Below are 24,154 nucleotides of genomic sequence, written 5' to 3'. Positions count from 1 at the left end.
CCTCGACCGAGTGCGGGCTCTTGCGAAGCAGGAATTTCTCACTTCTTGAGCGGGAAAACCTGATTGCTGAATGGCGAAGCGGTAGGGACCTGGATGACTATATACTCCCGACCGATCGCTTGATGGCAGGAATTACAGGCCGCCGTAAGCTCCATATAGGCTTGACTGAACTTTCCGGCGTTCTTGGCCTTGATGGCTTCGCCGATATCCTTAGTTGGGCCGATCAGCATTTCCACGTCGGCGACGGGTACGTTCGGATAGAGAATGGCGATATCTCGGAAATTTTCCATCATCAGATCGACTTCGTAGGCAGCCAAGGGCCAGTTATTCGATCTGCCGGCGAACCATAGCTTCAAGTGCCGCACTTGCATGGTGTTCATGAGATCGCCGAGATGCGGAAAATATGTCTCTCGCGAAAGTGAATCGGCGGCACTTTCTTTTGGCGCTCCGAATACAAATGCAGATGCAAGAAGGATCACTGTAAAAACGGAGATTGCCCGTGGAACGTGCATATTAGCCTCCTTTATCCGACGATATTTTAGCCGGTCGATGAAACCCGAGTTTGATTTGACTCAATATGATTACGGATCGGTGCTGGGAGATATCTCGCGTGGCGGGTAAAGCCATCTCGCGCCCATGCGTTTGACGGCTTCGGCACACAACAAATAAACTCCGACCATAGCCATCATGGCGGCAATGACCGTGGACGACAACGGCACAAGCTGCGCCAATGTGCCGAGCGGAGTCAGTGCGATGACGAGCGCGCAGCCCAATGCACCCAGCGAGGTCAGCGCCAGCATCTCATGCGGGCGGCTTTTGAGCGGAGAAAGTACAGTCCGGATGATAAAAATCACCAAGATCTGGCTGGCGATCGATTCCACGAACCACGCCGTCCGAAAGGCGGGAACGTCGAGCGTGAAGACAAGACGCAGCAGGGCGAACGTTGCGATGTCGAACAAAGAGGACAGCGCGCCCATGACAAGCGTGAAGCGCAGGATCGATCGCATGTCCCAGGCATGGGGCTTGTCGACATCGGCCTTGTCGGCGCGATCGAACGGGATGCCGGTTTCAGACAAATCATACAGAAGATTGTTGAGCAGAATCTGGAGGGGCGTCAGCGGCAGAAAAGGCAATAACAGGGAAGCAAACGCCATCGACAGCATGTTGCCGAAGTTGGAGCTGGTTGCCATCCGGATATACTTCATGATGTTGGCGTATGTCCGACGGCCTTCTTTGATGCCTGCGCTGAGGACGCCGAGGTCAGGTGCGAGCAGAATGATATCGGCTGCCGCTCGGGCGACATCGGTCCCGGTATCGACTGAAATGCCAACGTCTGCCGCGTGGATGGCGGGCGCATCATTGATTCCGTCGCCCAGAAATCCCACGGTGTGGCCGCACCGGCGAAGGGCTCGGACGATCCGCATTTTCTGATCTGGAGATGTCCTCACGAATGCATCCACATCCGCCACGCATGCTTCCAAGGCTGGCGCGCTCATCTGCTCGAGCTCATCACCCGATATGATCTGCGGCGATTTGCGACCGAATACCTCCAGTAAATGCTGCACCACCGGTTTCGCGTCGCCGGATATGATCTTTACATTGACGCCTGAGTCCGACAACTCGCGGATAGCATCCTTGGCTGAAGCCTTTGGAGGATCGAGAAACGAGGCAAAGCCTGCAAGAACAAGATCGCGTTCGTCGTGTATGTCGATCGTGGTTTGGCCACTCGGCATCGCCCGCCAGGCGACAGCAAGGAGGCGATAGCCTTTCGCACCGCGATCCTCCACCAAAGCCTTCAGTTTGGTGCTTATCGGCTCGTCCATCGGGCGGATCGAACCGTCCGCGTACTGCACTTTTGGACACAACTGGATCAGGCCTTCCGGAGTCCCTTTGGTCACGATTGTCGGAATGCCCGCGCGCGTAAGAAGAACAGAGGATCGCCGCCGCTCGAAGTCAAAGGGCGCAGCGTCGAGAAAGCCATCCTCTGCGACGGGTGCCGCCGTTTTGAGAACGGCATCGTCCATTTCATTGTGAGCATAGCGCGAGAGTTTGCAGTTCAAATAGAGAAGGACTTCGACCGCGGCGCTTTCTCGTCCGTCACAATCGAAGCTACCGTCATATGCGATGCTGGCTTCCGTCAGTGTCCCGGTCTTGTCGGTGCAGAGAATATCCATGGCCCCGAGGTCGTGAATGGCCGACAGCCGCTTCACGATGACCTTGCGTTGGGCCATGTAAACGGCTCCTTTCGACAGAGTGACGGTCACGATCATGGGAAGAAGTTCGGGTGTGAGCCCGACCGCCAGCGCGACCGCGAAAAGAAAGCTATCGAGTGAAAAGCGGTGGCTGCTCACCTGAACAAGCACGACGAAGAGAACCAAAAATCCGGTGAGACGTAAGATGAGAACACCGAGAGAGTGAATGCCTTTCTCGAACGCAGTCGGCGCCTCCTGATCCTGCAATGACGAAGATATCTTGCCGAAACGTGTTTGTGCGCCAGTGCGGATCACGAGCATTTCGGCTGTGCCGTTGACGAGACAGGTGCCGCTGAACAACGCATTGAACGCATCGGCCGGCAGCACGCCCGAGCTAGGCCCTGCCCGCTTTTCGACGGCATAAGGCTCGCCCGTCAGAATGGCTTCGTTGGTCCGAGCGCCGTGAGATGTCAGGACAACGCCGTCCGCGGGGACCAAGCCGCCCGCCTTGAGTTGAACAACGTCGCCTGGGACGATGTCCCGGACGAAAACCGTCTGATACTGGCCGTCGCGGCATGCTTGGGCAGTTACGGCGACGGATTTTCGTAGTGCTTCGACCGCAGCTTCCGCGCGTTGAACCTGAAACAGATCCAGAGCAATGGATGAGGTGAGAATGACGACAATGATCACACAGCTTTCCCGGTCGCCCATCGCGCCGGTGATCAAGGCGGCCAGCAAAAGAATGGCGGTGAGCGGTTCAATCAGCCGCCGTCCAATCTTGATGAGAAGGCTCCGCCGTAGGGTTGTGACGGCCTCGTTCGGGCCATAGAGCGCCAACTTCGCGATGGCCTCCTGACTGGAGAGGCCGCGGGAACCGGACGAAACCTCGGACGCAAGCTTCGAGTTGGTTGCGGTCCAAAAGCAATCATCCACCGCGACGGTATCAGAACTCATACAGTCCCCCGAGCCGCAATTTATGCAGCTTTTGGCCAAATGAAGGGCAGGGACACTTCGTCAGTCGGCTCCTCAGCCTGAGCGGACGCCACCGTTGAAACCGCAGTATGAACCAGGTGTTGATACGCGATCTGGTCGTCGAGAATGCGCGATGCCGCACCTGCGGCCCATTCCTGATAACACGCGAACATATCGATGGCGTTCTTTGACTCGCATGCACGCAGGGAGGTCTCGAGCGCGGCTTGTGTGCCGATATGACGCCGATCGAACCAACCGGTCGAAAATTTCTGCATGCTATCGAGCACTTTTGACTGACCTTCCCAGAACTTGCTGGCAAAGCCTCTCATCGAGTCGTTGTAGAGGTTCCAGATCGCGAAAGATTCCAAAGGAGTTTTGGCGCTGCACATGACACAAGTCTCCGGTTGAGGTTTTTAGCCTAGTAAATTGAGGGCACCTCGACTTGAGGCGGATCAATGTCAGTCCCGGCCGGTGCCGATTTTCTAATGTTCGCGAACGTAGGAGCCGGGTGCAGCCTCCAAAATCGGATATCCCGCCTCCGGAGCGCCCAGTGGTGGAGGCGATAGCTCGGCACCAGAATGGCCCTTGAGCCAGTCAACCCATGCGAGCCACCATGAGCCGCCCTGTTTCGCGGCACGAGCCTCCCATTCGTCCGGCGACAGGTAACTGCCTTTTGGCGGGCGGTTCATCGCACGAAAATAGCGGCCTGGGTGACCCGGCTCACTGACAATGCCTGCGTTATGTCCGCCGGACGTCAGAATGAAGGTGATGTCGCCGCTGTTCAGTAGGTGGATTTTGTAGACTGACCGCCAGGGCGCAACGTGGTCGGTCTCCGTACTGACGGCGAAGATCGGTACATGAATGTCCTGCAGCGCAATGCTCTCGCTGCCTGCGATGTAACGTCCCTCCGCCAGATCGTTATGAAGAAACATCTGATGAAGATATTCCGAATGCATTCTGTAGGGCATGCGTGTCGCATCAGCGTTCCATGCCATCAGATCGCTTGGTTGCTCCCGCTTGCCGAGCATGTAGGATTTGATGATGCGCGACCAGATCAGGTCATTCGATCTGAGGAGCTGAAATGCTCCTGCCATTTGCGTGCTGTCCAGATAGCCCTGGCGCCACATCACATCGTCAAGCAGCGCCAACTGGCTTTCGTCGGTGAAAAGCTGGAGCTCACCAGGTTCGCTGAAATCGGTCTGTGCGGCGAGCAGCGTTACCGTGGCCAATTGATCGTCGCGATCCCGCGCCATTGTAGCCGCTGCGATGGCGAGGATCGTGCCTCCCAGACAATAGCCGCAGGCATGCACTTTGGCATTTCCGCAGATCGCCCGGATCGCATCGAGCGCTGTCATGACGCCGTGGCGGCGGTAGTCGTCGATCGAGACGTCGCGCATCCCGGCATCTGGGTTGCGCCATGAAATGCAGAACACGGTGAAGCCTTGCGAAACGAGATGGCGGATCAGCGAATTCTCCGGAGAAAGATCGAGAATGTAATATTTCATGATCCAGGCCGGTACGATCAGCACCGGCTCGGGGCGGACTGTCGTGGTGGCTGGTTCGTACTGGATGAGCTCGATCAGTTCGTTTTGGAACACAACCTTGCCAGGCGTGACCGCCATGTTTTTGCCGACAATGAAATGACCGTCATTCTGCTTTCCGCCGATTGCAGCGCCGACGACGTCTTCGACGAAATTGCAGGTCCCCTTGACGAAATTGAAGCCGGCCTGCCCAACCGTTGCTCTTAGAACTTCCGGATTGAGCCACGGGTAATTGGATGGCGAGCACATGTCGAGAATCTGCCGCATGGCAAAAGCGACGACATCGCTATGCGATTTCGCAACGCCGGCTGGCCCGGTGGTTGCCTCGCGCCACCATTCCTCGGTGAGCAGAAAACTCTGCGCAATCACATTGAACGGATAATCATTCCATGCCGGATCATCGAAACGCCAGTCCTGCGGTGAGGGGTTGATCCATTGCTCCGATTTTGTGAGCTGTTCGAACAATTCGAAGGCGCGGCAGGCCAGTTGAATTTGGCGCCCGGGCGAGTTCGCAAGATGCCACGCGAAATCCAGGTAAGCCAGCGCGAGGGAGATCGTAGAGAGCGATCCGGTTAATCGCGCTTCGGCTGCATGAACGACGCGATCGATCGAAAGCGGCTCCGCCGCCGGGATCGTGCGAAGTGAAGCGATCGGGGTTTCGGCTGCGCTCGTCAATGGACTGACTTTTGAGACAAAAAGATCGGCCATTACCCTCACCATCGTGTTTGTTTATTTTAGTCGTGCGCCGTCCCGTCAGCTTGATGTCGATCAAGCCCGTTGCAGGGTCTTATGCGGCGAGTCTGCGGAATGCAGAAGACCTCTTGACCTCGGTCAATATCGTGCCCCCCACATGTGAGAGCCTTTGATCGTTATATTCTCTGGAGAGAGCCATGATTAAAGATATCATCGTAAATCTCGAGGCGGGGAGGTCGCGCGACGGTGTTTGCGACTATGCCATTTCGGTCGCGGAGGCCTTTGACGCTCATCTGGCGGGGGTGGCTTTCGGGGGGCGGAATGCCGTTCCCAGTTATTTCATGCCAGGCGTTCCCCCTTATATTCTCGATGACATGCTGAGGGATTCAAATCAGCGGGCAACCGCCGCTTTGGAGCGCTTTGAGGCCGCAGCCAAACGCAGCGCTCTTTCGGTCGAGTGCAGACTCGATGTCGAAAACGGTTTTCCGTCAGCGCAGAGTTTTTCAATGATGGCGCGCCGTTTCGATCTGAGCATTGTCATGCAATCCGACGATACAAACGGTTCAGGGAATGATCTGTTGATTGAGGCAGCGTTGTTCGACACGGGGCGTCCAATGATCGTTGTCCCTTACATTCAAAAGGGAGGGCTGAAATTCGAACGAATTGTTTGCTGTTGGGATGGAAGCAGTGCTGCGGCTCGTGCCATCAACGACTCGCTACCAATGCTGAGACGGGCGGCGGTGGTCGAATTGTTTATCGTCACGAATGAAAAGACCCGGGTCGGCAATGAATTCCGCGGGGTCGATATGGCCCATCATCTCGCCCGGCACGACGTTAAAGTGGAAATGGCAGAATTGCCTGGTGCGGACACCGACGTAGCAAATGTCATTCTCTCGCATGTGGCAGATTGCGAAGGCGACATGATTGTCATGGGTGGCTACGGGCATTCGCGACTGCGTGAGTTCGTCCTTGGGGGTGCTACACGCGGAATCCTGGCGACGATGACCGTTCCCGTGTTCGTCTCACATTAACGCGCCGCCAATTCAGGTGCCGATTCTTTTAGGTGCATTTATTGGCGGGCGACCTTCATTGGCAGTGTGGTTCTAGTTGCTATCGGCATCGCACTCATCGGTAATGGGCGGCGCCTGCTGAAGTCAGCAGCGCCCTGAGTGACAACCTAACAGGCGGCACTCTGCGCGGCGCCGGGTCTCATTGTATTCCATCTGCTATTTCAAATGTCAGTTCTGCGCTTTCTCCAAGGGAAAACTGTCGGAGAATCTGCGCGGGCGGCCATATGACCTCGGCCTTGATGAAATCGCCGGACGCGTACGTGAGGCATGGGAGCGTGGTGCCACAGAAGTCTGCATGCAGGGTGGAATCCATCCTTCATATACCGGTGCGACTTATCTTTCGATCTGCCGCGCGGTAAAGAAAGCGGCGCCCGGTATCCACGTTCATGCATTTTCTCCGCTTGAAGTATTACAGGGAGCAAAGACCCTTGGCGTTTCAATCGTAGATTTCCTTGCAGAATTGAAGGGTGCCGGACTGGGGACGTTGCCGGGGACAGCTGCGGAGATTCTTGACGACGAAGTCCGTGCGGTGTTGTGCCCGGACAAGATCAACACGGCGCAGTGGCTCGAGGTGATGGGAACTACGCATCGTGCCGGTTTGCGCAGCACAGCGACCGTTATGTTCGGCCACATCGATCGTTACGACCATTGGGCCCGGCACATTATGCGTATCCGCGAAACCGTTCTGATGCATGCGGTGGCTCGGCTTTCGTTGCATGAGCGGATTGCCAATGTGCAGGTGTCGTGGGTGAAGCTTGGTAAAGCGGGGATACGCGCCTGTCTGAAGGCGGGAGTGAACGATCTTGGCGGTACGCTGATGGACGAGACAATTTCGCGTTCGGCTGGTGCGAGTCATGGTCATGAAATGACACCGCAGGCGATGGAGGCGTTGATATTGGGAGCGGGACGCGTTCCTCGTCTGCGGACTACTCTTTACACTGACGCTTCCAGCGAGCGCCGGTCAGCTGCATTTTGTGCCGCAGCACGAAGAAAGGAGGTGTTTGTTGAGCACTCCTTTGGGTAGTCATGGAAATTCGTTTTCTGTTCACATCCGCTTCTGACTAGGTGAGTGCTGGATGTGGGTAGCTTAGGGATACCAGCACGGCTGATTTAGATGTTTCGGAATGTAACGGCTGTGACATGATCGACGCACACGCGGCGTCAGGAGGGGCTTAAAGCTTCCCTTGGCGGCCTCCGCCAGGATCAGCTCCAGCTAAGATAGCGGAATACGATTCGCGTCGTCATGGCGGCTTGGCGTGCGGTCAATAATGATGAGGGTGCGACGATGAACGGAAGTCGCTACTACGTGGTGCGATCAGAGGGCACGAAATACGGCATAGGTTTTGGCAGCGCGCTCGCCATCGCCATCAGTTACACCACCAACAAGTCGATTCTCTGGGCAATCATCCACGGCATTCTGGGCTGGCTGTACGTGATCTACTTCGCGCTGTTTCGGTCTTAACCTTTGCCGTGGGCTTGTCCGAACGAGTCTCTTCTGCTCGACGCTAGGCGAACAGTTCGTACATACGAATCCAGGAATTAGACGATTGGAACTCCGGATCATGATCTCGGAGGGCGTCAGCATCCCTGAAATTGAGGAGGTAGCTGGCTTCGCCTGCGGCGAGGACTGCGGGATCGAGTTTAAGTTCTTGTTGGATGACATCGCCAAACCTCCTCTCGATCTCATTAACCTGTTGCCGGGTGGGTGCAACCTTGCCGGTGCGGCTATAGAATTCTATCTTCTCCAGTGTTCCTTTGGTTCTAACATTCGCAAAGAGTCTGCCGCAAAGTGATGCGAATGTTGGAACCGGAACACGGGCATTTCTGTGCTTGCTCCACGCTGAAGAACGGAGGCATGCGCTGGGTCATCCGATGCTGAAAGTTGTCAATCTTACCAAGACCTATCGTTCGGCGCAGGACGTCCTTACCGTGCTGCGCGGTGTAAACCTCCACGTCGCGGCCGGCGAAAGCGTCGCGCTCACCGGCGAATCCGGCAGCGGCAAGAGCACGTTGCTGCATCTGATCGCCGGGCTCGACGATGCCGACAGCGGCGAGGTCTGGGTTGGCGACGTGCCGGTTTCGGGGCTATCCGACGTCGCGTGGGCGGCGGTGCGGCGGCATCAGCTCGGTCTGATCTTCCAGCAGTTCAATTTGGTGCCCAGCCTGAGCGTGGCCGACAACATCGCCTTGCAGGCGCGCCTCGCTGGCCGTCACGACGCGGTGTGGCTGGCCGAACTGATCGAACGGCTCGGGCTCGGCGCAACGCTGGCTCGCTATCCTGAACAGCTTTCCGGCGGCCAGCAACAGCGTGTCGCCATCGGGCGGGCGCTCGCGGTGAAGCCGGCGCTGCTTCTGGCGGACGAGCCGACCGGCAACCTTGATGAAGCCACCGCCGACGATGTGCTGCGTCTGACCCGTGAACTGGTTGCGCGGAGCGGCTGCGGCTTTCTGATGGTGACGCATTCGCTGCGCCTCGCCGCGACCCTGGACCGCCAGGCGCATCTGCACGCCGGACGTATCGCATGAGCCGCGCGCTGTGGATTCTCGCCGTGCTGCTCAGCCACTGGCGACGGCATCCGATGCAGTTCATCACGCTCATGACCGGCCTTGTGGCCGCGACCGCGCTGTGGAGCGGCGTGCAAGCGCTGAACCAGCAGGCACGCGCCAGTTATGACCGCGCCGCGGCGATGTTTGGCGGTGCGCGCTCGGCCATGCTGATCGGTCCGGCTCACGCGACATTCCCGCAGCAACTGTTCGTCGCGCTTCGACGCGCCGGATGGCCGGTGTCGCCGATGATCGAGGGGCGCGTCCAGATCGGCGGCCGTTCGTTTCGCCTGCTCGGCATCGATCCGGTGACGCTGCCGCCGGAGACCGCCGCGATTTCGACGATCGGCAAGAGCGGACTGCTGTCCTTCATCGCGCCGCCCGGTCAGACGCTGGTGGCGCCCGAGACGCTCACGGAGCTTGGCCTGCGCGAAGGCGCGTCGCCGACGCTCAATGATGCCATCGTCCTGCCGCCGCTTAAGCTGCAGCCGCAACTCGCGCCCGGCGTGCTGGTGATGGACATCGGCGCTGCGCAACGCGCGCTCGGCAAGCCGGATCAGGTGTCGCAGTTGCTGGTCGGGCGGCAAGCTCAGGGCCCGCGCACAGCGCTGGCATCGATCGTCGGCGATCGGCTCCAGCTTATTGCTCCCGACGCCGAGAGCGACCTCGCCCGCCTGACCGACAGCTTCCATCTCAACCTGACCGCGTTCGGATTGCTGTCGTTTCTGGTCGGCCTCTTCATCGTCAATTCGGCAATCGGCCTCGCCTTCGAGCAGCGGCTACCGACATTGCGCACCTTGCGCGCCTGCGGCGCCTCGTCGCGCATGCTCAACACCGCGTTGGTGACCGAACTGGTCGCGATCGCGCTCGTCGCCGGACTGATCGGGCTGGTCGGCGGCTACCTGATTGCGGCAGCATTGTTGCCCGACGTCGTCGCTAGCCTGCGCGGGCTGTATGGCGCGCATGTTCCGGGACAGCTCACGCTCGCGCCGCAATGGTGGCTCGCAGGCCTTGCCATGAGCGTGATTGGCGCGCTCGCGGCAGCGGCAGCGAGCCTGTTCAAGATGGCGCGCCTTCCCGTTCTTGCCGCAGCGAAGCCTGCAGCGTGGCACGAAGCCCAGCGGCGTTGGCTGCGGCTGCAAGGCGCGCTGGCGCTGACGATGATCGCTGCGTCCGCAGGATTCTTCTGGCTCGGCGATTCGCTGATATCGGGGTTTGCGGTGCTGGCCGCGCTGACGCTCAGCGCCGCTCTGGCTCTGCCGGTGGTGCTCGATGCCGTTCTGTCGTTTTGCGCACGCCGAACGCGCGGACCGCTTGTCAGCTGGTCATGGGCCGACAGCCGCCAGCAGCTACCCGGCCTGTCACTGGCGCTGATGGCGCTGCTGCTCGCGCTCGCGGTCAATGTGGGCGTCGGCACCATGGTGGAAAGTTTCAGCGTCACCTTCCTGCGCTGGCTCGACGGCCGGCTCGCGGCCGACATCTACGTCAACGCAGCGACCGATGCGCAGGCCGCCGATATCAAGGCATGGCTCGGCCGGCGCGCCGACGTCGAGGCGGTGCTTCCGAGCGGACGCGCCGAGGTGCAGATCGACGGCGCACCGGTCGAGATCATGGGCCTCGCCGACCACGCCACTTATCGCGAACACTGGCCGCTGCTGCTCGCCAGCGCGGATGTGTGGGATCGCTTGCGCGCCGGCGATGCGGCGCTGGTAAGCGAGCAGCTGGCGCGTCGGCTCAAGCTTGACATCGGCGGTCGCCTGCAAGCGCCGACACACCTCGGGCCATGGTCGCTAGATGTGGTCGGCATCTACGCGGACTATGGCAATCCGAAAGGACAATTCGCTGTCAACGTCAATGCTCTGATCCGGCACTTTCCCGGAACACCGCAAACCCGCTTCGGGCTGCGCGTCGCGCAAGCACATGTCGCCGAAGTCAGTCGCGCGCTGCGAACGACCTTCGATCTCGACAGCCGCCAGCTTACTGACCAGGCGACCGTCAAGGCCGAGTCCCGACGCATTTTCAAACGCACTTTTGCCGTCACAAAGGCGCTGAACGCCTTCACGCTGGGTGTTGCCGGCGTCGCGCTGCTGACCAGCCTGCTGACATTGGGCAACGCGCGTTTGCCGCAACTCGCGCCGCTGTGGGCGATCGGACTGACGCGCCGCAAGCTCGCCGCCCTCGAACTGATGAAGACCATGGCGGTGGCGTTGCTGACCGCGTTGCTGGCGTTGCCGCTCGGCCTCGCCGTGGCGTGGTGTCTGATCGCCGTGGTCAACGTCAAGGCCTTCGGGTGGCGATTGCCGTTTCATGTCTTCCCGATGCAATTGCTGACGCTGCTCGGTGTCGCCATGCTGGCGGCGCTATGCGCGACGCTGCTGCCGGTGCTCAAGCTGGCACGCATGCAGCCGGCGAAGCTCATCAGGATTTTCGCCGATGAGCGCTGAGCGCCACCTCACGCGACGGGCTTTTGGTAGCGGTCTTGCGTTGTTCGGACTCGGCGGGACAAACGCTCTTGCGCAAGGCTTTGCTGGACTCGGCAACGATGCAACGAGCTTCGCGCCTGTCGTCCCCGGCCGGCAACTGGTCTTTCCCGCCGACTTCGGCGCGCATCCGGCATTCCGGATCGAATGGTGGTACCTCACCGCCAACCTCGTTGATTCAGGCGGCGCGGCCTATGGCGCGCAGTGGACGCTGTTCCGGCAGGCATTGGCGCCGCCACCGCAACGGGAAGGTTGGGCCAACCAGCAAATCTGGATGGGCCATGCCGCGGTCACCAGCGCGGCGACGCATCGCTTTGCCGAGACGTTCGCGCGCGGCGGCACTGGACAGGCCGGCGTCGCCGCCGCGCCGTTCCACGCCTGGATCGACACCTGGGACATGGCGGCGATCGCATCGATGAGCGATGCGACCGTCGCCGCGCTGCAATTGACCGCGCAGGGCGAGGATTTCAGCTACGCACTGCGCCTTGATGCCGCGCAGCCGCTGGTGCTGCAAGGCGACGGCGGCTACAGCCGGAAATCCGAGCGTGGCCAGGCGTCGTATTATTTCAGCCAGCCGTATTACAAAGCCCGGGGCCAGATCACGCTCGGGGACAAGCCGATCCCGGTCAGCGGACAGGCCTGGATGGATCGCGAATGGTCGAGCCAGCCGCTGGCTTCCAACCAAACCGGATGGGATTGGTTCTCGCTGCACCTGCGCTCCGGCGAGAAAGTCATGCTGTTCCGATTGCGTCAGACCGACGGTCAGAACTATTTCGCCGGCAACTGGATCGACCGCGATGGACATTCGACTCAACTACCGCCTGCGGCGATTGTCATGAGGCCGACGGCGACAACTGACATCGGCAATCGCAGGCTGCCAACGCAGTGGCACATCGCCATTGAGGAACGTGGGCTCAGGATCGACTGCGTCCCGCTCAACGCACAAAGTTGGATGGGCACCAGCTTTCCCTATTGGGAGGGGCCAATTGCATACAGCGGCAGCCACGCGGGCGTCGGCTATCTGGAGATGACAGGGTATTGAAACGAAATGCGTGTGGAGCCTCGACAGGTTGTTCTCGGACAGACCGAATCTGCTGATTGGTGTCTGATATTTATATCGCCGTGAGGTCGGCTGCTTTGCGCTGTTTCGGTCTTAACCTTTGCGGTGGGGCTCGTCCGAGAGGGCATCTTCTGCCCGACGCTCGACCAAGCGCTTGCCCACTGCGATAGCGCCTTCATTGACTGCTCGAACGCGACCTCGACGGGTAAACGCAGTGACGTGCCAGATCGGCATAGTTGGAACCCTACAGTATCAATTTCGACATGGCGCTCTTCTCGGAAGATGTACCGGGGAGCGCGGTTGGAAAAATCGCACCAATTAGATTCAATTCAGGCCTCGACAAATTGCGGGCGTTTGCAAAAGAAAATTTAGGGGTGATGTTTTGGCAATAGGGGTGCGGCTCTTTGGTGCATTGCGCGGCATGCTGCGATGCGGCGCCGTCATTCGTCTGCTTTTAAAATTTCAGGCTCGAAATACTTCCATGACGATATCTTCTGTTCTGGCGATGCCACCGTTCTAAAGCGTTGAACGACGCGGATGATATTATTCCATACGTGCACTTCCCCGTGTTTTAGACGCCACTCTGTGAGTTTTTTGGCCCGATCGATGCCACTCGCGTCCCAATCGATGACATCGGCGGATTCGCGATAAAGCCTTTCAGCAAACGCGACTGTCTCATTGTGATGAGTGACTTTCGGATCTGAATAATCTGGCATGAATTCTAGCAGAACTGAGCCTTCAATAGTGTTCAGTCTGATGTATTCGTCATGATAGATTTCCCCGAAACCATTTCTGGTCGCGGGATGAATTTCCTTCACGTGGTTAGATGAAGCGTTTTCTGGTTGGCTTTGGTTTGACGGTTTGCTGTTTTTTCTAGCTCCGAACAAGTCGGGAGCAAGAATCGTAATCAGATCTGAAGTTCGGCTGCCGCTGGTTTTTATCCGTCTGCGCCGCCGAATTAGACAGTTCTTTTCAAGCGACTTCAGCGCGGAATTGACCGTTCGTTCTGTCAATCCGCAACGCTCTGCGGTGTTTTTCTGGGATGGCCAGCATTCCCCTTTCTGATTTGCTCGGTCGCATATTGCAATGAGCACGAGTTTCTCTGTTGCAGAAAGGCCTTTGAGGTCTAAAGCCCAACGTACAGCAAGGAAGCTCATGATGCTTCTCCTGCGATCCATCGCAGGAACCGAACTCGCGTTGCGGGCGTCGCGTCTCGCCAGAGGTTCATCAACTCAGAAAGGATATTCTTTTCATCGGCCAAGTTTGAAATTTTTCGAGACGTGGCATGAGTAGTTCGCTCGCCGCGCTGCACCCTGGCCAGCCGATCGATGCTAGCACCGGTATCCAAGGGGCCGCCTTGAATGGCGGTCAAAACCTTGGCGCCAAGTGCGGCTTCTCGCGCTGCCGCTCGTTGCACGGACCGCTCGGACTTGCCAGTGAGTGTCGCGACATTGGTTGTGAACGCATCCGCCAAGTTGGCGGATGCGTCGGCGGATGTCGCGCCTCTGTTCATGACCGCATTGGCGGCTCGTGCGCCCCTTGCCTTCGCAGGGCCGTGCAGAGTTTCGAAGAGTTTTTTGCGGCGACCGATGAGGAGGGCTTCCTCGGCGGGGCTCAGTGTTGATCGCACGAGGTTACTGTCGATTTCGATAAGCTCAGCAGTCGTCGTATCTGCTGAAATCAGCCGTGCGTGTATGGATTCCCAACCAAGCCGCCGGGCGGCTTCAAGGCGGTGACGGCCGGCAATCAAGGTTAGACGGCCATGCTGCGCGTAGTTGTCGTCGATCACGACAGTGATTGGGTCGATCAGTTGGCACGTTCGCATGGAATCTACGAGACGCTGAACGAGTTGCTCACCACACGGCCTAAGGCGACCTGGAACGTGAATGCCTGCGACGCTAAATTCGAAGGTCCGCGGGGAGCCTTCTTGGAAGGGTGCTCCTTCGGGTTCAGCACCGGTTTCGAGAGAGCGAAAAGGGTTTGCGAGTGAGGTGCTCATGATTTGCTGGCCCCACGGTGGATCATAGAGAGTGATGCCAGAACAAAGCGAGATTTCGTGTGCCAATTTTGTGCCAGATGGCACGCATTTTCATCGTTTGTTCCGTTCAAACTGGCTAGTGGTCCTCGCGATAGCTGATCCCGCACGAGTGCCGTTAATGCTTTGAAAGTGCTAGGAAGATTTCTAATTTTTTGGATAGTTTGGCTGGTGCTGCCAGACAGGATTGAACTTCGCCTGACGATACCAAAAACCCCGAGAAATAAGGGTAAGTAAGGCCTCGGTGTTAGCTGTGTGTACCACCTCCGCGGACCACTCGCTATCGCCCAGAGTGACGACCGGACGTCATGAGTCTAAGCGGTGACTTTGCTTCCATACCCTTCACGGTGGCTCTGGAGCACCGGAGTATCAGCGAGCACATAGGATTACGTGCAGCATCGGAGCATCGTGAGCATAGCGATCCGAAGCTAAGGCGTTGATCGGCCTAGAAGATCAAATTGGGCTGCGCCGATCTCGATACCTGAGCTCACCCGGTATGCAGACATTTATATAGTCGAGATGGATGGAAAACAGTCATACCCATTGTTGTGATTTAACATCTATATCCTTGTTTTAATTGAGATCAGCTGTAGACTTTATGTTGTCGATGGCCTCCAAAGTCTTCGGGTTCCAATCCGACGACAGTGGAGGCCTCTCCGGCACGGAGGGTATCGACAAACGGCAGGTAAGCGCCGGGGTCCACACCCGGGACTGCTTCTCCTGCCACTTCACTTAAGAGGATCCGATGCGCATTCGTATTCCGAAACCTAGGAACCCGGTGGCTCAGCGGCAGCTGGAGCTTCGAAGAAACCTATGGCCCGAGGCCACGGATGAGTGGCTTTGGTCCCGCCACAGGCATGACGGCTTTACCACAATTCCCAAAGGTATGCCGCTCATCCTAAGCATCATGGATGACATGTCCAACGGGAAGCCGGTTTCATCGACTTACTTCGGGCTGTGGTGTCGCACTTTCGATGAATGCTTTGTAACCCTCTCAAAGCCCCGCGAGATGGCGTTTCATGCTGGGTTTGACGGCCAACGTGCTGAGCGCACTTGGCGTGGTCGGCTCGCTATACTGGCTGAACACCAATTCATCAGTCTAGCTGAGGGCCCATCGGGGCCTATGAGCTATGCGCTAATCTGGAACCCGTACAAGGTCATCAAGTGGCATCACGAGCAAAAGAGTCCCGGCCTTCGCCAAGACAAGTACAACGCTCTTTTGGAGCGCGTGAGTGAGATTGGCGACAACAGTATGGCTGACGATCCTCCATCGCCATCGGTCGTTCAGCCACCAAGTAACTGGCCGAACGGTGTTGATCCGAATGCTAAGGTTCAGGAAGCGTGAACGATCTTCCCCAGACACCCCTTGAACAGGCACAGAGCCTCGAAAACCTTCTCGTCGCCGGTTGTGAGGGGAGCAATATTGATAACCACTTCTATCAAGCGTTGCGCGTGGACCTTATGAACGACCCGGTGCTCCGTCCTCTGTTACCCGACTTTGTGCGCACATGCAGGGACGGCAATCACTTCTGGGCGTACATCAAGTCTGTGTCGCCGCATTGGGCTCCGCGCCGCAAGCATGTGCGAGATGCTATGACGCCGATATTCAACCACCTAGAAAACGTCAACAGGTCGCCTCTCGATGTTGTTGCTTCGGATGCGTTGCAACGGTTCGACATTGATGGTGTTCATGTTGTCTGGGAGAAAGCATTATCGCGTCGGCACTCTGATCCTGATGGAGCTATCACGACGGCGCGTACACTTCTCGAAACAGTTTGCAAACGCATTTTGGATGAGGCGGAGGAGCCGTACGATGAAAAGGATGATTTACCGGCGTTGTACCGTGCCGTTGCGGTGAAGTTACAAATCGCCCCAAGTCAGTACACGGAGGATGCCTTCAGGCGCATCCTGGGCGGCGCGACTAGCGTTGTGGAGGGGCTGGGTTCACTTCGTAACAAGATTGGGGACGCTCATGGACAGGGCGGGAAGCCTGTAAGGCCTAGCTCACGCCATGCCCAACTTGCGGTCAACCTCGCAGGAGCGGTCGCAACATTCTTGGTGGAAACGTGGAATTTTAGGAACACGTAGACCGCCCGTGGAGTGTGGCTTCATAAAGCAGACGTTGAGACGTCCTCCCTCTGAATTTATAACGCAAGGCCATTCGCAATCATCACGGCGCAACCGCAGCTAATCTGGCTACCTGCATCGCTGTCCATGTCGTGTTTCCCCGAGGCGTCGGGACGCCCCGCTCTGTAAGGGCATTGGCGATACCCCGTAGCGATGTGATGCCTTCGCTCCGTATCATCGCTAATAGCGGGGCAAGGTCGCTGGCTCGCTCTCTAGCGCGGGCGGTTTGGGCGGCACGTCCCTTCCTACGCGCGGAGGCGGACAACACAACGCCGCGATTGCCGCCTAGCTTCTTTCCTCGGGCCTTCGCTGCCGCCAGCGCCGCTTTAGTGCGGGCGGAAATCATCCGACGTTCTTCGTCCGCCACCATCGCCATGATGCCGACTGTAAGACGGTTTGCCATCGGCATGTCAGCAGCGACGAAATCGACGCCCGCTTTCTCCAGTCCGAGCAGGAAATGCGCGTCACGGGAGAGCCGGTCTAGCTTCGCAATAACGAGCTTCGCGCCATAGACGCGGCAAGCCTGCAATGCCTTGGCAAGTTCGGGGCGATCGTTTCTTTTCCCGCTTTCGACTTCTGTAAACTCACTGGTGAGCGTCCAGCTTCCGCCATTGAGAAAAGAGCGGACAGCTAATCGCTGGGCTTCCAGGCCAAGACCGGATTTGCCCTGCTTAGCCGTGGAGACGCGGTAATAGGCGACGAATGAACCGTGCATGGTCATTGTCATCTCTGCATGAGGAACAGCGCGACTACGGATGCCGCCGCCGTTGTGGAGATGCAGTAGGCCAACGCTTCTAGCAATATCACCGGGGTTCTCCTGTGTAACGACTTCGTCAACGTGCGTTGACTAAGATGTTACACAGAGATTCCTCCGGTCAAGTGCGTCTGGTGCGGCGGTTTGACTCACCGCTGGGTCCAGTGACGATCCTGCGGTTGCCGTGATGCTTGCGCGGTATCGAATGAAGGTCGCACTGTCTCACGATGCCAGCGTAGGGACTGCGGGACGTGGTTCGGGAAAGCTCCGTCGAAGTGGACAGGGTCTACTTCACCGGGCCGTAGCTCCAACCAGAAGATGCCACCTGTTCCTTGGATGCCGATGTTATCGCGCATGAGGTTAAGCGGGTTGCTGTCGCGATAGACAGGACGCAGGCGGGAGCCTGTAATCCCCGCGATGATCTTCACGACTGCGGGGCGACCACCGATGCGGCCAGCATCACCGACGACGACGTTACGCCCTTGCACTCCCCATGCACGGTGACCGGTGGTGCGAGTGACCAAGTCGAAGTCGGCGGGGCTGATGAGGACCGGCCATTGCTGCGGGCTACCGACTGTGAGGAGAAGGGCGGGGCGTCCGTTGTCGGTGAAGCCGCGACGGATTGTTGGAATGGAGAGCTTGCTTTTCATGATGGCCTAGAGGGCGGAGGCCCGGCCACGGGGGATAGGGCAGAGGGCGCGTTGGTCGAGATGGTGTCTAAGATTTTTCGGCGGGATATTCGCGACACCATGATGGGCTTAGAGTTCTTCCCGGAGCGCCTTTACGGCTGCTTCCAATCTCTCTCTGTCCCTGCGTTCTGTAGCCTCGGGCGAATTACAGGACACGCAAATCTCACGGCCTCTATTTAGAGACTTGTCATCGCGTCTCCAGCGCGTGGGATACCACTCATCTTGGGGAGCCCAGTTGCGAGGAAACCAGTTCTTTCGAGTCAGCTTGACGTGACAGAATTGGCAATGAAAGGGATGGCGGTAGTACCAGAGTCCGCCAGCATTACCGCGTAGAGCCGGTGCGCGAGAGAGCGGATCATCGAGCATGGTCGTGGTGGGATGGGGATGGCTTATTGTCGTTTCTCCTAGATGGTGAGCTAGTCCCGGTGGCAAGGCCGAGAGGCAACGGGAGAGAGACTTCGTCCTCCCCTTCATGACAGGTCCCTTGAAGGCACCGGAACAAACCTCAAGTGCACTGAAGGATCACCTATATAACCTATAGGTATGTAACGGGGCGTAGGGCTGTTGTGGACCTGATTGGAAATGCCTGCGGCACAGGCTCATCTTCCACGTCCTCAAGGACCTTGAATGACCTAATAGACCTCTCAAGGGTCCCTTGTATAACCTATAGGTATGTAACGGAGGGCACAGGCTGTTGGGGATATGATTGGAAAGCCCTGTGCCGCAGCGTTATCTTGCGTGTTCTCTCGCTCGCAGATTAATAGGGAGTCCTCCCGCGCGGGGATCGGCGAGGATCGGTGCAGCATCCGCACGGTTGTCCGTGTCCGCGATCTACCCGCACGGGGGAACGAGAAGGGACCGAGGCGGTCCGCTGTAAGCTGTTGTGGCCCTGATTGGATGGCGGGTCCGCTTTAAGCTGGTGTGGGCCTGATTGGGGTCCCGGTATAAGCTGTTGGGGACATGATTGGCCAACTAAGCCGTTGCCGCGTCATGCAGAATCCTGCTGGAAGGCCCTAGGAGAGTCATACAGCAAGTTTGGGCCCGTGCCGGTGGGAAGGGACTCCGAATACCCCAAACGCACCACAGGCCATCTATGGGCGTTTACGGACTCGCCGGGAATGTTCGCTCAAGGACGGCGGCGGGATAAGCTCCAATCATCGTTAGCCCCTCCGCTGCTGTGAGACATGCCGGAGCAGGAAACGTCATCACCGGCACCAGCATGGCCTTGGCTATCCGACGCGCCCGCAGTTCATCGGGAGCGATCCCCGCGATGGGGTCCATCATCAAGGATAAGGTTTCAGGTTCGGTGCGGGCTAAGAATCCCCAGCACGTCTCATAGCCCGGCGGAAGCGGCGCGGGTGCTTGAAGATAATCGGCGATGTTCAGAAAGGTCTGGCCGGTGTCCGACACTAGATGTCCCCCAAAAGGTAGCTACTACCAAAACAGGGGGATTGCTTCCCTCCGCTGTTATCGGACGGCGGAAGAAGTTGGACAACACGAGAACGATGCGACGGATTGACTCAGTAATAAGGTGCCCACGGTATCCCCGGGAGCTTTCGACCATACAGAAATCCGATGAGGCCCATGAGCAGACCGCTTCCACCGACAATCCTTCGCATCTCATGTTCAGGTATGTCGGTGAAACCAGCAGCAATCATGACGACAAACACCACCGGAAATCCGATGAACAAGAGCCACCATACTGCCGCGCTGATCCTATCTGCAATTTTCGGACGGTACGGATGCTGTGGATCAATAGTCATGGGTGCTTCCTTCGCTGATTTTTGGTTGCTCCCTGCACAGGGAATTTTGCAAGCCCGTCTGCCTTCGCGCGGAGGGTAACATCGCCATAGCTCGCACCAGCTGTTTTAGGTGCGTGGCCGCAGATAGCGTCGAGGACGCGCTCTCCAATTCCCGCGTCATTGCCTATGGTCTTAAACCTATGACGCCAACCATGATTAGGTTGAACGCGCGGATCGGTGACTCCCACATCTTGCCGCGCCCACTTAGAGAGCTTGCCGGAAACATTCGTCCACGGTGCTTCGCCCTTCTTGAGGGCGGAGCGTGAATAGAACAGGGGTCCCTTTGGGCACTTCGCCACGAATAGCAGGAAGCCCTGCTTAATCAGATGGGGGTGTAGTGGGACATCGCGATACTGTTTGGTTTTGACGGTGCCTGCCTCTGGCGTGATCCTGATGTAATGAATGTCCCCGTCCTGACGGACATCCTCTTTGCGGAGTTGTGCAATCTCGCCAACGCGGGCACCTGTGTAAGCACATAGCCACGGCACCCACCGCCGCGCCTGAACCAGATGCCCCGATGCTTTGCCGGGATTTGTAAGGGCCGATGAGGCTTTGGTGAGGATCAACTGCGCCTCCGCATCCGATAGGCCGCGTTCGCGTTCTTGAGTTCGCTTTGGGAGGCGGACGCGCGCACCTAGGAAGGGGTTTTCCGTCAGGTTCGCATCGTCCACCGCGCGGGCGAAGATTGCGCGTAGCGCGGCGAAGTATGTATCGCGGACTGTTTTCGCGGAGAGGGGCGGCTTGCGTGTCTGTCGGAGATGATCGCGCCAGCGCGTAGCATCATTCCTTGTGACGCGAGCCGCGTCATCATGCCCGAGAAACGCGATGAAATCTTTTACGATAGGCTTTCGCTTCGTTGCTGTAGTGGGTGACAGGCCATCGGCCACATGCGCGGTCTGCCACGACTTGAACAGCGCGGTGATTGTCACGCCGCCCACCTCTGCGGATTTCTGTTTGGGAAAGCGGTTTGCCTTTGGGTCCGGCGAATAGTCGCCTTGCGCTTCTTTTAGGCGCTGACGCGCGGCCTGCACGATAGCATGGTCGGTTTCTTCAATGATCTCCCGGCGGCATTCCGGCGTCGTCTTGATCTGTTCTTTTACGAGTAGCGCATCAACGTAAGGACCTACCCACTGTTCGAGCTTGCCCTTAGTGCGAGCTTCTTCGCTTATCCGAATGTGCTGCTTCCACACCGACGCCGGGCCGGGATTGTCGGGATGAATGCCGACAATGTCGCCGTAGGCGACTCCAGCTAGTCGTATGATCTCTTTATGTGAGAGGGCGACGGGGGCCGCCTGTAGCAATGTCCATTCACGCTCCACGGCCTCAGCCGCTTCAAGATAGAGTCGCTTGGCCTCGTTCGGGTTCTTTGTGCCGAGTGAACGCTTAATCTCGCGACTGCCGACAAGCTGCTGCAAATGGCGGGGCACTCGCTTTCTGAAAAGATAGGTGCCGGTTTTCGGATGCTTAGCGGGGCGAGACATTGCAAGGACCATTGTGGACCACCTATGTGGACCACCGAGACGACGACGACATGCCGTCTACCAATGCTTCCTGTAATTTCAAGGGGATGGGCTGGTGCTGCCAGACAGGATTGAACTGTCGACCTCTCCATTACCAATGGAGTGCTCTACCACTGAGCTACGGCAGCGAACGCCAGACATGCAGATCGGTTTGAGCCGACCGGGCGGCCGAGGCGGAATCGGCCAAAAGCCTCGAAAGGCGCGCGATCCTTGCCATAACGAGGCTTCCGGCGCAAGCGCGAGAGCGGCCACCTCGCCTGAAACCATAGGATTTTCCGTGTTATGGTCGAAAATCAGGGCATCAGCGCATTTTCAAGTGAAATGGAAACCGGGGCGCGTAAAGAAAACGCGTCAAAACAATAATCTAGAGATTTTCGCTGCTCCCCGGGCGGCGTGGGAACTTCGGATGCGGACGTGGAAAGAGACATTATGAATAGTGAATCCGGCAGGGCGGATCAGGAGCGGCAGGCGCGGCTGCGCGCGGCGCTCCGGGAAAACCTGAAACGGCGGAAATCGCAGGCCAAGGGCCGCTCCGGCCGGGCGATCGTAACGCCGGAAGATGATCTCGCCGCTTCGACCAGTGAGGGCGAAGGTGAGACCTCTCCCGGCGGGAGATGAGAGGGCTGCCCTGTTGCTTCATGATCGGGACAATCAGGCGAGGCTGCCGTATCATTCTCCGGTACCGAGGGACTGGTCATGGTTCTGGGGATGAGCCTGCCGGCGTTCACCGCTGCGCATGTGCTGTTGGCTTTGATCGGCATCGTCGCCGGGCTGATCGCGATGTGGGGCCTCTTGCGCGGCAGCTTGCTGCGCGGCTGGACCTGGTTGTTTCTGCTGATGGCGCTGGCCGTCAGCATTACCGGCTTCATGTTTCCCGTCACTGCACTCAAGCCCTCCCACGCTTTTGGCGTGGTGACGCTGGCGCTGATTGGACTTGCCGTAACCGCACTCGTTGTGAAGCGGCTGGATGGCCGGTGGCGCACCGTCTATGTCGTCTCAGCGATGCTGACTCTCTATCTCAATGTCGTGGTGCTGATCGTGCAGATGTTCGAGAAGGTCGCGCCGCTCGCGGAACTGGCGCAGGCCAAAGGCGCATGGCCGCTGATCGCGGCGCAGGGCGCGGTGCTTGTGCTGTTCGTGGCAACGACCGCCATGGGAGCGTTGCGATTCCGGCCCAGCCCCATGCATCTCGCCCGAGCCAGACCTTCGTCGCTGGATGATGGGCAATGTTCATCTATCCATCTGAATAGGTTGATATAATTCTGCATTTGCGGGGCGGGTGCGCCAGTTTTGCGGGAATCCGAAAACGCGCTAAGACTGCCTTCCTTCAAAAAGCGACAGGGTACGATGGATCGCATTCGCATCATTGGCGGTAAAGAACTCAACGGCACCATCCCGATTTCGGGCGCGAAGAACGCGGCGCTGCCGCTGATGATCGCCGCTCTCCTGACGGACGAGACGCTGATCCTCGAGAACGTGCCGCGTCTTGCGGACGTCGCGCTGCTGCAGCGGATTCTCGGCAATCACGGCGTCGACATCATGTCTGCCGGCAAGCGTCCGGGGGACCGCGAACATCAGGGCCAGACCCTGCATATCTCGGCGGCGAACATCATCGACACGACCGCACCCTACGATCTGGTCTCCAAGATGCGGGCGAGCTTCTGGGTGATCGGCCCGCTGCTTGCGCGCATGAAGGAGGCGAAAGTCTCGTTGCCGGGCGGCTGCGCCATCGGCACGCGGCCCGTCGACCTGCTCATCATGGCGCTGGAAAAACTCGGCGCAGACATCGCGATCGACGGTGGTTATGCGGTCGCGCGCGCGCCGCAGGGCCTGCAAGGCGCGACCATCGATTTTCCGAAGGTCACGGTCAGCGGCACCCATGTCGCGCTGATGGCGGCAACGCTCGCCAAGGGCACGACTGTCATCACCAATGCCGCCTGCGAACCCGAAATCACCGACGTCGCCGATTGCCTCAACAAGATGGGGGCGAAGGTGACCGGTGCGGGCACCCCGCGCATCACGATCGAGGGTGTGTCGAAACTTCACGGCGCGCGCCATGCCGTGTTGCCGGACCGGATCGAGACCGGCACCTATGCGATGGCGGTGGCGATGACGGGCGGCGACGTGCAGTTGCAGGGCGCCCGGCCGGAATTGTTGCAATCGGCGCTCGACGTGCTGACTCAGGCGGGCGCGACCATCACGCAGAACAATGAAGGTATCCGCGTGCAGCGGAACGGCGCGGGCATCCGCCCCGTCGAGGTGTCGACCGCGCCGTTCCCCGGCTTCCCCACGGACCTGCAGGCGCAGTTGATGGCGCTGATGACCCGTGCCGAAGGCGCCTCCCATATCACCGAGACGATTTTCGAGAACCGCTTCATGCACGTGCAGGAACTCGCGCGGTTCGGCGCCAGGATCACGCTCGACGGTGAGACCGCGACCATCGAAGGCAGGCCAAAACTGCGCGGCGCGCCCGTGATGGCGACCGATCTGCGTGCCTCGGTGTCGCTGGTGATCGCGGCGCTGGCCGCCGAAGGCGAAACCATGGTCAATCGCATCTATCATCTGGATCGCGGCTTCGAGCGGCTCGAGGACAAGCTTTCGGCCTGCGGCGCCACCATCGAACGGATCAGCGGCTGAGACGGTTGCTCGATCCTCGCACCTGTTGCGGAGAGTGA

At 58.6% G+C, this 24,154-nt stretch carries 22 protein-coding genes, 1 tRNA gene and 1 pseudogene; 12 read left to right on the top strand and 12 right to left on the bottom strand.

All coding sequences use genetic code 11. The features are described from left to right. Positions 1-38: 38 nt before the first annotated feature. The 4 genes from HMPREF9697_RS11110 to HMPREF9697_RS11095 form a co-directional block, all read right to left on the bottom strand. On the bottom strand, positions 39-512 hold the full coding sequence (locus HMPREF9697_RS11110; protein ID WP_002717311.1) for a hypothetical protein: 474 nt from the start codon (positions 510-512) through the stop codon (positions 39-41). 69 nt (positions 513-581) lie between these two features. Then, positions 582-3,146 carry a magnesium-translocating P-type ATPase gene (gene mgtA, locus HMPREF9697_RS11105; RefSeq protein ID WP_002717310.1) on the bottom strand — a complete coding sequence of 855 codons (2,565 nt, stop codon included), beginning with the start codon at positions 3,144-3,146 and terminating at the stop codon, positions 582-584. A 20-nt stretch (positions 3,147-3,166) separates the two neighbouring features. Beyond that, positions 3,167-3,553 carry a hypothetical protein gene (locus HMPREF9697_RS11100; RefSeq protein WP_002717309.1) on the bottom strand — a complete coding sequence of 129 codons (387 nt, stop codon included), beginning with the start codon at positions 3,551-3,553 and terminating at the stop codon, positions 3,167-3,169. 93 nt (positions 3,554-3,646) lie between these two features. Then, entirely contained in the window at positions 3,647-5,413 is a 1,767-nt protein-coding gene (locus tag HMPREF9697_RS11095) for a PHA/PHB synthase family protein (protein WP_002717308.1), read from the bottom strand. Positions 5,414-5,595: 182 nt separating this feature from the next. Here HMPREF9697_RS11095 and HMPREF9697_RS11090 point away from each other — a divergent pair, with 182 nt between their 5' ends. The 7 genes and pseudogenes from HMPREF9697_RS11090 to HMPREF9697_RS11060 all read left to right on the top strand — a co-directional run bounded on the left by HMPREF9697_RS11090 (position 5,596) and on the right by HMPREF9697_RS11060 (position 12,534). Beyond that, positions 5,596-6,429, top strand: a complete 834-nt coding sequence (locus HMPREF9697_RS11090; protein WP_002717307.1) for a universal stress protein — start codon at positions 5,596-5,598, stop codon at positions 6,427-6,429. 169 nt (positions 6,430-6,598) lie between these two features. Next, a pseudogene (locus tag HMPREF9697_RS11085) lies at positions 6,599-7,492 on the top strand (radical SAM protein); the annotation flags it as partial. 261 nt (positions 7,493-7,753) lie between these two features. Beyond that, the gene (locus HMPREF9697_RS21225) at positions 7,754-7,930 is read left to right on the top strand and encodes a hypothetical protein (RefSeq protein WP_002717305.1); all 177 of its coding nucleotides are present in this window, start codon (positions 7,754-7,756) and stop codon (positions 7,928-7,930) included. Between the two features lie 85 nt (positions 7,931-8,015). Next, entirely contained in the window at positions 8,016-8,261 is a 246-nt protein-coding gene (locus tag HMPREF9697_RS11075) for a hypothetical protein (RefSeq protein WP_147293892.1), read from the top strand. Positions 8,262-8,340: 79 nt separating this feature from the next. Further along, positions 8,341-8,994 carry an ABC transporter ATP-binding protein gene (locus HMPREF9697_RS11070; RefSeq protein WP_002717303.1) on the top strand — a complete coding sequence of 218 codons (654 nt, stop codon included), beginning with the start codon at positions 8,341-8,343 and terminating at the stop codon, positions 8,992-8,994. Next, positions 8,991-11,456: an FtsX-like permease family protein gene (locus tag HMPREF9697_RS11065; RefSeq protein WP_002717302.1), complete on the top strand. Its 2,466-nt coding sequence runs from the start codon at positions 8,991-8,993 to the stop codon at positions 11,454-11,456. Before HMPREF9697_RS11070 ends, HMPREF9697_RS11065 begins: the two co-directional genes overlap by 4 nt. Then, positions 11,446-12,534 carry a lipocalin-like domain-containing protein gene (locus HMPREF9697_RS11060; protein ID WP_002717301.1) on the top strand — a complete coding sequence of 363 codons (1,089 nt, stop codon included), beginning with the start codon at positions 11,446-11,448 and terminating at the stop codon, positions 12,532-12,534. Before HMPREF9697_RS11065 ends, HMPREF9697_RS11060 begins: the two co-directional genes overlap by 11 nt. A gap of 458 nt (positions 12,535-12,992) precedes the next feature. Here HMPREF9697_RS11060 and HMPREF9697_RS20390 read toward each other — a convergent pair whose 3' ends face one another. Both HMPREF9697_RS20390 and HMPREF9697_RS20145 read right to left on the bottom strand, forming a co-directional pair. Beyond that, on the bottom strand, positions 12,993-13,709 hold the full coding sequence (locus HMPREF9697_RS20390; protein WP_002717300.1) for a helix-turn-helix domain-containing protein: 717 nt from the start codon (positions 13,707-13,709) through the stop codon (positions 12,993-12,995). After that, the gene (locus HMPREF9697_RS20145; protein WP_081602536.1) at positions 13,706-14,551 is read right to left on the bottom strand and encodes a ParB N-terminal domain-containing protein; all 846 of its coding nucleotides are present in this window, start codon (positions 14,549-14,551) and stop codon (positions 13,706-13,708) included. Before HMPREF9697_RS20145 ends, HMPREF9697_RS20390 begins: the two co-directional genes overlap by 4 nt. 781 nt (positions 14,552-15,332) lie before the next feature. Here HMPREF9697_RS20145 and HMPREF9697_RS11045 point away from each other — a divergent pair. Both HMPREF9697_RS11045 and HMPREF9697_RS11040 read left to right on the top strand, forming a co-directional pair. After that, positions 15,333-15,932, top strand: a complete 600-nt coding sequence (locus HMPREF9697_RS11045) for a hypothetical protein (RefSeq protein WP_002717297.1) — start codon at positions 15,333-15,335, stop codon at positions 15,930-15,932. Beyond that, entirely contained in the window at positions 15,929-16,675 is a 747-nt protein-coding gene (locus HMPREF9697_RS11040; protein ID WP_002717296.1) for an abortive infection family protein, read from the top strand. Before HMPREF9697_RS11045 ends, HMPREF9697_RS11040 begins: the two co-directional genes overlap by 4 nt. Positions 16,676-16,757: 82 nt before the next feature. Here HMPREF9697_RS11040 and HMPREF9697_RS11035 read toward each other — a convergent pair whose 3' ends face one another. The 6 genes from HMPREF9697_RS11035 to HMPREF9697_RS11010 form a co-directional block, all read right to left on the bottom strand. Beyond that, on the bottom strand, positions 16,758-17,435 hold the full coding sequence (locus tag HMPREF9697_RS11035) for a recombinase family protein (protein WP_002717295.1): 678 nt from the start codon (positions 17,433-17,435) through the stop codon (positions 16,758-16,760). Between the two features lie 182 nt (positions 17,436-17,617). Continuing rightward, positions 17,618-18,118, bottom strand: a complete 501-nt coding sequence (locus HMPREF9697_RS20930; protein ID WP_002717294.1) for a hypothetical protein — start codon at positions 18,116-18,118, stop codon at positions 17,618-17,620. Between the two features lie 1,140 nt (positions 18,119-19,258). After that, positions 19,259-19,567: a hypothetical protein gene (locus HMPREF9697_RS11025; protein ID WP_002717293.1), complete on the bottom strand. Its 309-nt coding sequence runs from the start codon at positions 19,565-19,567 to the stop codon at positions 19,259-19,261. Positions 19,568-19,677: 110 nt separating this feature from the next. After that, positions 19,678-19,920 carry a hypothetical protein gene (locus tag HMPREF9697_RS11020; protein WP_002717292.1) on the bottom strand — a complete coding sequence of 81 codons (243 nt, stop codon included), beginning with the start codon at positions 19,918-19,920 and terminating at the stop codon, positions 19,678-19,680. Continuing rightward, a complete protein-coding gene (locus HMPREF9697_RS11015; protein ID WP_002717291.1) occupies positions 19,917-21,452 on the bottom strand; it encodes a DUF6538 domain-containing protein in 1,536 nt (511 codons plus the stop codon). Before HMPREF9697_RS11015 ends, HMPREF9697_RS11020 begins: the two co-directional genes overlap by 4 nt. Before the next feature lie 80 nt (positions 21,453-21,532). Next, positions 21,533-21,607: transfer RNA gene (locus tag HMPREF9697_RS11010), tRNA-Thr, on the bottom strand. 301 nt (positions 21,608-21,908) lie between these two features. Between HMPREF9697_RS11010 and HMPREF9697_RS11005 the strand changes: the two genes are divergently transcribed. The 3 genes from HMPREF9697_RS11005 to murA all read left to right on the top strand — a co-directional run bounded on the left by HMPREF9697_RS11005 (position 21,909) and on the right by murA (position 24,116). Beyond that, positions 21,909-22,097, top strand: coding sequence for a hypothetical protein (locus HMPREF9697_RS11005; RefSeq protein WP_002717290.1), 189 nt, complete (start codon positions 21,909-21,911; stop codon positions 22,095-22,097). 78 nt (positions 22,098-22,175) lie between these two features. Continuing rightward, the gene (locus tag HMPREF9697_RS11000; protein WP_002717289.1) at positions 22,176-22,739 is read left to right on the top strand and encodes a hypothetical protein; all 564 of its coding nucleotides are present in this window, start codon (positions 22,176-22,178) and stop codon (positions 22,737-22,739) included. A gap of 87 nt (positions 22,740-22,826) precedes the next feature. Continuing rightward, positions 22,827-24,116, top strand: a complete 1,290-nt coding sequence (gene murA, locus HMPREF9697_RS10995; protein WP_002717288.1) for a UDP-N-acetylglucosamine 1-carboxyvinyltransferase — start codon at positions 22,827-22,829, stop codon at positions 24,114-24,116. Positions 24,117-24,154: the final 38 nt, after the last annotated feature.

Source organism: Afipia felis ATCC 53690, from assembly GCF_000314735.2.
In the GTDB taxonomy this organism is placed as follows: Bacteria; Pseudomonadota; Alphaproteobacteria; order Rhizobiales; family Xanthobacteraceae; genus Afipia; species Afipia felis.
Note: the sequence above shows the minus strand (reverse complement) of the source record. Positions and strands in the feature narration are given on the sequence as shown.